Origin of the sequence: Sphingobium xenophagum NBRC 107872, assembly GCF_000367345.1 — a bacterium.
GTDB lineage: Bacteria > Pseudomonadota > Alphaproteobacteria > Sphingomonadales > Sphingomonadaceae > Sphingobium > Sphingobium xenophagum.
Genome location: NZ_BARE01000016.1, coordinates 180,638 through 189,692 on the forward strand (window position 1 = coordinate 180,638; position 9,055 = coordinate 189,692).

7 protein-coding genes are annotated in these 9,055 nt (G+C 60.2%); all 7 read left to right on the plus strand.

From position 1 onward, the window contains the following. Positions 1–242 precede the first annotated feature (242 nt). Positions 243–1,544, plus strand: a complete 1,302-nt coding sequence (locus SX1_RS09575) for an NAD(P)/FAD-dependent oxidoreductase (RefSeq protein WP_019052837.1) — start codon at positions 243–245, stop codon at positions 1,542–1,544. Between the two features lie 41 nt (positions 1,545–1,585). Beyond that, positions 1,586–3,904 carry a TonB-dependent receptor gene (locus tag SX1_RS09580; RefSeq protein WP_052310901.1) on the plus strand — a complete coding sequence of 773 codons (2,319 nt, stop codon included), beginning with the start codon at positions 1,586–1,588 and terminating at the stop codon, positions 3,902–3,904. Beyond that, entirely contained in the window at positions 3,901–5,061 is a 1,161-nt protein-coding gene (locus SX1_RS09585) for an MFS transporter (RefSeq protein ID WP_157410153.1), read from the plus strand. The genes SX1_RS09580 and SX1_RS09585 overlap by 4 nt, the downstream gene beginning before the upstream one ends. A 15-nt stretch (positions 5,062–5,076) precedes the next feature. Next, positions 5,077–6,222 (plus strand): serine hydrolase domain-containing protein, encoded by a 1,146-nt coding sequence (locus SX1_RS22585; RefSeq protein WP_255209732.1) that lies wholly within the window; start codon positions 5,077–5,079, stop codon positions 6,220–6,222. 4 nt (positions 6,223–6,226) lie between these two features. Continuing rightward, complete coding sequence (locus SX1_RS09595) at positions 6,227–7,651, plus strand: NAD-dependent succinate-semialdehyde dehydrogenase (protein WP_019052841.1); 1,425 nt, start codon at positions 6,227–6,229, stop codon at positions 7,649–7,651. An 89-nt stretch (positions 7,652–7,740) separates the two neighbouring features. Beyond that, a complete protein-coding gene (locus SX1_RS09600) occupies positions 7,741–8,853 on the plus strand; it encodes an acyl-CoA dehydrogenase (RefSeq protein WP_019052842.1) in 1,113 nt (370 codons plus the stop codon). Positions 8,854–8,855: 2 nt separating this feature from the next. Continuing rightward, positions 8,856–9,055: CoA transferase (locus SX1_RS09605; protein ID WP_026149635.1), on the plus strand; the 200-nt coding region annotated here is incomplete at its 3' end.

A 9,055-nucleotide genomic window follows, 5' to 3' on the forward strand; every position in this document is an offset into this window, starting at 1 on the left:
CGGCCACGGGAAAATGTGATGCCAACATCCCGCCTCTATCGCATCGCTATGGGTGTTGACAACCAAAGGATGTCTTAATATGTGATCACATTATAGCAGTATGCAACGATCCATGATCTACTGTGACGAAGTCCATTGAGTGCCACGCGCAGTCGTGAGTCCGGATCGTTCTGCCGCCAAACTTATTCCCAGCCGCACGGTTGTCGTGCGGTTCTAAAAGCTAACCAGAAACGGTCTGATCGATGGAACATGCGCCGATCCGCAAGCCCTATGCCGGCCTGCCCTCATATTATGCCGCAACCGCCAATCGCGTGACCGAACGCCCGCAGCTGCGCGGCGAGGAAAGGTGCGACGTGGCGGTCGTAGGTGCGGGCTTCACCGGCATGTCGGCGGCGCTTGAACTTGCCGAACGCGGATATAGCGTCATCGTGGTTGAAGGCGAACGGGTGGGCTGGGGGGCTTCGGGTCGCAATGGCGGCCAACTCGTCAACGGTTACAGCCGCCAGCTTTCCGAAGTGCGCAAGCATTATGGCGCGGAGGCGGAGCGCCAGTTTGGCGAAATTGCGCGCGAAGGATCGGACATCATTCGCGAACGTGTTGCAAAATATGGCATCGAATGTGACCTGCGCGACGGAAACAGCATTGTCGGCATGCACGATGCGCACATGCGCTTCCTGCGTGGTCGCGTGGAGGAATGGCACCGCCACGGCTATACCGACGTCGAATTGCTGGAAGGCGATGCAATCCGCAAGGTCGTCAACTCCGATCGCTATGTCGGTGGCTATTACGATCCGCGCGGCGGCCACATGCACTCGCTGAACTATGTGCTAGGCGAAGCGGCAGCATTTGAGGCACTGGGCGGGCGCATCTTTGAACAGTCGCGCGTGACCAAGGTCGACCGTTCGGCTCGGCCGGTTGTCCATACCGCGCAGGGGCATATCGTAGCCAATAAGGTGCTGGTCTGCGGCAACGCCTATCTTGGCGACGCCGCGCCGGACCTTTCGGGCCGCATCCTGCCGGTATCCAGCCAGATCATCGGCACGGAAATCCTGGGCAAGGAATTGCTGGACGAACTTTTCCCGGCCAATGCGGCGGTCGAGGATACACGCTACATTCCCGACTATTATCGCAGGACGGCCGATCACCGGATCATCTATGGCGGTGGATCGGTCTATGGCGGCATCGATCCAGCCAATATCACAGCCAAGATCATGCCGCAGTTGCTGCAGACATTCCCGCAACTGCGGAACGTGAAGATCGACTTTGTGTGGGCAGGCAATTTCGCGCTGACGATGACTCGCTACCCGCAAGTGGGGCGCGTGTCCGACAGCGTATATTATTCGCAAGGCGACAGCGGCCACGGCGTGACCACCACGCAGATGCTCGGCCGCCGGCTGGCCGAAGCGATCGACGGTCAACTTACCAAGTTCGATGTGTTCGCGCGGCTTCCCTACATTCCGTTCGTAGGGGGCAAGCTATTGCGCGTGCCATACTGCGTCATCGGGTCCTGGTATTATGGGTTGCGGGACAAATTAGGCATTTAGCAAACAACAAAAATCCAAAAAACTAATCGGGGAGAAATGACATGCGACTTAGTCTTACCACCTCAGCCTCGCTGATCGCGTTGCTTGCCACCCCGGCCTTTGCGCAAACTAGTCCGCCGACCGATGGCGATGCGATCGTGGTAACGGCACAGAAGCGGGAGCAGAATCTGCAGGATGTGCCGATCGCGATCACGGCCGTCTCCGGGCAGGCCCTGCGCGACCAGCGTATCCGTACCATCGACGAAATCGGAACCCAGGTCAGCAACACGCAGATCTATCAGGACAAGGGGGGCAGCCAGCCCAACTGGACGATCCGCGGCGTTTCGCTGTTCGATTTCAACGTCAACAACAGCCCGTCCACCTCGATTTTTATCGATGACGTCTATCAGCCTTCGACAGTGCTTGGAGCAGGCGGCATCTTTGACCTTCAGCGCGTCGAAGTGCTCAAAGGCCCGCAGGCCGGCCTTTATGGCCGCAATTCTGTGGGCGGTGCCGTGCAGATCATTTCGCACGAGCCAAAGCCCGGTGACACGGACGGCTATGTGAATGTCGATTATGGTTCGTGGAACCGTTACCGCATCGAAGCGGCGCAATCGCTTTCGCTGGGGGAGAATACGGCGTTCCGGCTTTCCGTACTTAACGATGGCAGCTTCGGCGGCGGATGGCAGAAGAGCTTGGCGGGTGGGCGAAAATGGGGCGAGCCTGATCGTCTGGCGGTGCGCGGACTGCTCCGTTCCGAGATCGGCCCGCTTACTGCAAAGTTGAAGGTCTTTTACGCGCGCGACAAGAGTGACACGGTGCTGGCAACGGCGTCCGGGGCCTATTCACCGACCGGTCCGGACTTTTGCGATGCCTTGCTCGCAGGGCGGCTCGATCAGGCCAATTGCCTTACGCTTGCCCAGAGCATCGACCCGTCGCTGGCTGGCGCGGGAGCGCAAAGCAAAGACGGCAAGCGCGTCCTTTCCCAGGGAGAGAACCGCCTCAACAATGAAGAACTTTCGGCCACGCTCAACCTCTCGGCCGATCTTGGCGGTGTCACCATTACATCGATCACCGGACTGACGCGCTTCGATTTCGGTTTTGCTTTCGATTATGACGCAAGCCAGCTCAACCTTGGGGGTTGGACCGAACAGGCCGGACTGCGCAACTTCAACCAGGAACTGCGCATCGCATCCTCGTCCAGTAGCGCCTTCCGCTGGCAGGGTGGCGTGGTTTATACCAACTACCGGTTCAACGAGTTCAAGGAGTTTAACTGGACCGACAATCCACTCCTGTTCGACACTTTCAATCCGATCTTCGGGGTCGACTATCAGGACCTGTTCCTTGATGTGACCTATAACCAGAAGACCCGCTATTGGGGCATTTACGGTCAGTTCGACTATGACATCACGCCGGAACTGACCTTCAGCGGCTCGGTTCGCTACTCCGATGAAAAGACCACATACCGCAACGGTCGTACCGGCTTCCGCAAGATCACCAGCTTCCCCGCGCCAGGTGGCATCGACCTTATCCCGGTCGGCGATATCGACCGGGACTATGAACTTGGCGATCACTGGACGGGATCGGCTACGCTTTCGTACAAGCCGGCTGAAACCGCCATACTGTACGCCACGATTTCGCGGGGATACAAGTCTGGCGGTGTCCCAGGCGGATTCCCGCAGACCCCCGAAGATACGTTGCCTTACCAGGAAGAGTTCGTCCTGAACTTCGAAGGCGGGTTCAAGACCGAGTGGCTCGATCGGGCGCTGCAGATCAACGGATCGGTATTCTACTACGATCACGATGACATCCAGGCGTTTACGACTCTGCCAAGCACGCTGACGCCGGGGCAGTTTGCCTTCCGTCTCACAAACATCGGCAATGGCTACAACTTCGGGGCCGAGCTTGAAGTGGTTGCACGGCCAGTGCGTGGGCTGCGGCTCGGTGCGTCGGTGGGTTACCTCAAGGCCAAGATCACCGACAGTGACAAGGTGCTGTTCTCGTTCGACAATCAGGTTATTCCGTGGGAAGGTCAACGGCTCGACTATGCACCGACCTGGAGTGGCAACCTTACCGGCAGTTACCGCGCTGAACTTGGCGGCACGCGCAGTCTGACGTTTTCGGCAGATTACAACTTCCGTTCGCGCCTGCGCTTTGGCCAGACACCTGTTGATGAGGCTTTGCGTGGGGTTGCCGGTTATGGCGTCGCCAATGGTCGCATCACGCTGGAAGATGAATCGGGCTGGACGCTCGCCGTGTGGGGCAAGAACCTGTTCGACAAGGCCTATGTCACCGACGCCAGCAATGATGGCGTTGGCAGCTACTACCGCACCTTTGGCGAGTCGCGCTCGGTTGGCGTTGCGCTGGGTTACCGTTGGTGAACTCGCAGTCGCCTGATGCTGCAAAACGGCGCATCGATGTTGCTGCAGCCATCGGGTATGGCATCTGCGGTGTGGCTATCCTCTCGCTTCAGCCCCTTGCTTTTGGCCCATTGGTCGAAGCAGGGCGGCTGAGCGAGAGCCGGCTCGGCGAAATCGCCGGGCTTGAAACGGCTGGTTTGGCGCTGGCTTCCGCTGTCCTGCCCGGGTGGCTGACCGGGTCATACTTCCGGCTGAAGCTGGCTGTTCTGGCGTTGGTCGTTGTGCTGTCCAATCTGTTGACCCCATACGTCGGCGAAGCGAACGGGCTTCTGTTCATTCGCCTCATCTGTGGGTTGGCAGAAGGCGGTGCGCTGGCGGGTGCATTTGTGGTCCTGTTCCACATCGGCAATCCTGACCGGATGAACGCGCTGTTTCTGGCGGTTTCAAACACGGTCATTGCCATCGTCACGTACCTTATCCCGACGGTCATACTGCCAGCATACGGCACGCCTGGACCGTTCATGCTCATGGCCGGGCTTGGCCTGTTCGCTCTCGCAATGGTATTTGCAGTGGGACACAAGCCCGAGGCGATGCCTTCGCCTGTGAGTACCTGGCGTTCCTGGCCCTTTGCCACATGGCTGGTCCTGCTGGGCATCGTGCTGCAGAACGCAGGCGTGATTTCGGCATGGGTGTTCCTTGAATCCACCGCACGTGCCGCCGGTCTGGGGGCGCAGCCTCTGGCCCTATCCGCTTCGCTGGGCATACTGGCGCAAGTCGCCGGGGCCACATCGGTTGCCCTTGCCGGCTATCGCCTGCCTTCGGGCAAAAGCCTTATCATAGGCGGAACGGTTCTTGCCGGGGCGATCTATTGGCTGGGCCATCCGGAAGGCGCGATCTCGTTTGTTCTGGCCAATGTCCTGATGGGGGTATGCTGGCTTGCGCTCCTGCCATTGTCGATCAAGCTAATCTGCGAGATCGAGCGCAAACATCATGCTTTGTACCTTACTGCGGCGGCGCAAATGGTAGGCCTTAGCATCGGCCCGCTTGTTTCCTCGCTTTTCGTATCCGAACAAACTGTCGAGCCCGCGTATCTGGTCGGGTTCGGCATGGCAGCGATGGCGGTTGTGGCCCTCGGGCTGGCTGCAGCCTCACCCGATCGCATCAGACGCACTCACTGATAAAGGGCAATCTAAATGGTTTGGACTACCCGTGACACCGGACTATTCCGGGGCACCCCTCAGACTGATCATTTTCGCCGGATGGCCAGTGTGACGCCGTGCCGTCGCATCAACCGCGCGGACCATGCACGGTCGTTCCCGCAAGCAGAGCAGCCCTTTGCGTTGCCGCAGACGTTCGAAGCCATCGGCCAGACCCATGACATGGCCGCCTTTCTGGCCGACGTAACGACAACGGGCCTTTTGGTGCTGCACAAGGGCGAGAAAGTTTACGAAAATTACTGGGAAGGCAATCGTGCCGATTCTCAAGTCGCGATCTTCAGTTGCACAAAGAGCTTTGTCTCCACGCTGGTCGCCTGTGCCCTGCGCGACGGGCATATTGCCAGCCTTGATGACACGGTCGACAAGTATGCTCCCGAACTCGAGGGCTCCGGCTATGAGGGCGTGCGCATCGAAGATGTTCTCCAGATGTCGTCGGGCGTCCGCTGGAACGAGGATTACGGGGATCCCCTTTCGGACATCGCACGCTTTGCCGCAGCCTATCTCGAACCGGCTTCGTTCGATGCCGTCTGCGCTTCGCTGCCACGCGAGCATGCGCCGGGCACTTACAATCGCTACAACACCTGCGATACGCACGTTCTGGGCATGGTCGTCAGCCGCGCGGTCGGTCAGTCACTGACCGACTATCTCCAGCATCAGGTCTGGGACAAGCTCGGCATGGAGGATGATGCGTTCTTCCTGATCGATGGCAAGGGCGTGGAAGCAGCGGGCATGGGCCTTCAGGTCACGCTGCGCGACATGGCCAAGCTTGGGCAGTTCATGCTTCGCGGCGGCCTTTCTCCAGACGGCGAGCAGCTTCTGCCCGCTGGCTGGATCGAAGCCTGTTCGACAGCGACCAAGGACCACCTCAAGCCCGGCGAGCGGGCGACATCAACCTACCCCTGGGGCTATGGCTATCAGTGGTGGATACCCGACAATAGCGGCGCCTACAGCGCTCTTGGCGTGTATCACCAGATGATCTGGGTGGACCCTGCAAAGGATGTGGTGATCGCCAAGACCACCGCTTACGCGGCGTTCGGGCAGGATCATGAAGACGAGAACCGGGTTGACCAGCTGCACTTCTCAGCTTGCCATGCCATCGCAGAAGCGGTGGCGAAGGGTTGATACTGTGATCGGAACAGAACTTTTTGCCCACGGCGTTGCTCCTCAGGGCCTTGATGTACGCAATCCCGCGACCGGGGCGGTTATCGCAACCGTGCGGTCGTGGTCGGCTGCAGAGGTCGATGCGCTGGTGCCTGCAGTCGATGCTGCAGGCCGGGCGTGGGCCGCACGCACTGCAAAGGACCGCGCGGTCATCCTGCGCCGCTGGTTCGATCTCATGCTCGCCCACAAGGACGTGCTGGCCTCGATCTGCACCGCCGAATGTGGCAAGCCTTTGACAGAAAGCGCAGGGGAAGCTGTCTACGCCGCTAATTTCATCGAATGGTATGCCGAGGAAGGCAAGCGGGTCTATGGCGAGATCACGCCGACGTTTGCCCCCGACAAGCGCGTCCTGACCCTGGCGCAAGGCATCGGCACCACGGCCGCAATCACGCCGTGGAATTTCCCCATTGCGATGATCACCCGCAAGGTCGGTCCGGCGCTGGCCGCAGGTTGCCCGATGATCCTCAAGCCGGCCGAGGCGACCCCGCTTTCGGCGCTGGCGCTCGAACATCTGGCGCTTGAAGCAGGCTTGCCCGAAAACCTGTTTCGCGTGGTGCCGACGACCGATCCCGCTAGCGTGGGCAAGGTGCTGTGCACGCACCCTGTCATCCGCAAACTCAGCTTCACCGGATCGACCGCCGTGGGCAAGCTGCTGCTTGAACAGTGCGCGGGCACGGTCAAGCGGACCAGCATGGAACTGGGCGGCAACGCGCCATTCATCGTGTTTGACGATGCCGATCTTGACCGGGCGATCGACGGGATCATGATATCGAAGTTCCGCAATGCCGGTCAGACTTGCGTCTGTGCCAATCGCATTCTGGTGCAGGATGGCATCTATGACGCTTTTCTCGCGCGGTTTACCCAAAGGGTCGAGGCGCTTCGGCTGGGCAATGGTGCCGATCCCGAAACGCAGATCGGCCCACTGATCGATGGTCGCGCGGTGGCCAAGGTGCGGTCGCTAATCGATGGTGCTGTCGCCGAAGGTGCCAGCCTTGCCACGGGTGGCGTCAGCCATCCGGCGGGCGAGAATTTCGTCGCACCCACGATCCTGACCGGCGTGACGCCGGATATGGACATAGCCCGGTCGGAGATTTTCGGCCCTGTGGCGTCGGTCATCCGTTTCGCCACGGAAGCTGAGGCGGTGGCGATCGCCAACGACACGCCATACGGCCTTGCCGCCTATGTCTATGCCAGCGGCATGGCCCGGATCTGGCGGGTGATGGAACAGCTCGAATATGGCATCGTCGGGGTCAACGAAGGGGTCATCTCGACCGAAGTGGCGCCCTTTGGCGGTATGAAGGAATCCGGCCTTGGTCGTGAAGGTTCGCGCCACGGCATCGCCGATTATCTCGAACTCAAATATGTTTTGTTGGGAGGCATTGCCGCGTGACCGGCGCTCATAACCACCACGGACAACTTGCCCCATTCTCATGGGAAGATCCCTTCTTGCTGGAAGACCAGTTGCGAGAGGATGAGCGGATGATCCGTGATGCGGCACGTGCCTATGCGCAGGACCGCCTGCAGCCGCGCGTCATTGCCGCTTATAACGAAGAAGCCACCGATCCGGCTATCTTCCGCGAGATGGGCGAACAGGGTCTGCTCGGCGTTACTGTTCCCGAAGCTTACGGCGGTCTGGGCGGATCTTACGTTGCCTATGGCCTCGTCGCCCGCGAAGTGGAACGCGTGGATTCGGGCTATCGTTCGATGATGAGCGTGCAGTCCAGCCTCGTGATGTATCCGATCTATGCCTATGGCAGTGAGGAACAGCGCCAGCGCTATCTTCCGGGTCTGGCCCGTGGCGAGCTGATTGGCTGCTTCGGCTTGACCGAGCCTGATGCCGGGTCCGACCCATCGGGAATGAAGACCCGCGCGGTCAAGACGTCGTCGGGCTATCGCTTGTCGGGATCGAAGATGTGGATTTCCAACGCGCCGATCGCTGATGTTTTCGTGGTCTGGGCAAAGTCCGACGCCCACGACGGCAAGATCCGCGGCTTCATCATCGAGAAGGGCGCTAAGGGCCTTTCCGCGCCGAAAATCGAAGGCAAGCTCTCGCTGCGAGCGTCGATTACCGGGGAAATCGTGCTCGACGATGTAGAAGTGGATGACGATGCGCTGCTGCCCAATGTCGAAGGGCTGAAGGGCCCGTTTGGTTGCCTCAACCGCGCGCGCTACGGGATTGCCTGGGGTGCGATGGGCGCTGCCGAATTCTGTCTGCATCAGGCACGGCAATACGGTCTCGATCGTCGCCAGTTCGGACGGCCATTGGCCCAGACCCAGCTCTTCCAGAAAAAGCTTGCCGACATGCTCACCGAAATCGGGCTGGGCCTGCAGGCCGCGCTGCGCGCAGGCCGGATGCTGGATGAGAACACCGCCGGTGCTGACCTCATTTCGCTGATCAAGCGCAACAACTGCGGCAAGGCCTTGGACATTGCGCGGCTGGCGCGCGACATGCATGGCGGCAACGGTATCAGCGCGGAGTATCAGGTCATGCGCCACGCGCAGAACCTTGAGATGGTCAACACCTACGAGGGCACGCACGATATCCACGCGCTGATCCTCGGTCGGGCGATCACCGGGCTGGCGGCGTTCTGACAATGTCGGGCGGTCCCTTGCCCCTTGCTGGCGTCAAAGTCGTTGAGCTCGCCCGCATCCTGGCGGGGCCGTGGGCTGGCCAGACGCTAGCGGATCTGGGTGCAGAAGTGATCAAGGTCGAAAGCCCGCAAGGGGACGATACGCGTAAGTGGGGACCGCCTTTTGTCGAGAATGAGGAGGGGCGGGTCGACGCAGCCTACTT

Coding starts and splice junctions, on each gene's coding strand:
- SX1_RS09575 (WP_019052837.1), top strand. CDS start 243: ATGGAACATGCGCCGATCCGCAAGCCCTATGCCGGCCTGCCCTCATAT.
- SX1_RS09580 (WP_052310901.1), top strand. CDS start 1,586: ATGCGACTTAGTCTTACCACCTCAGCCTCGCTGATCGCGTTGCTTGCC.
- SX1_RS22585 (WP_255209732.1), top strand. CDS start 5,077: ATGGTTTGGACTACCCGTGACACCGGACTATTCCGGGGCACCCCTCAG.
- SX1_RS09600 (WP_019052842.1), top strand. CDS start 7,741: ATGATCCGTGATGCGGCACGTGCCTATGCGCAGGACCGCCTGCAGCCG.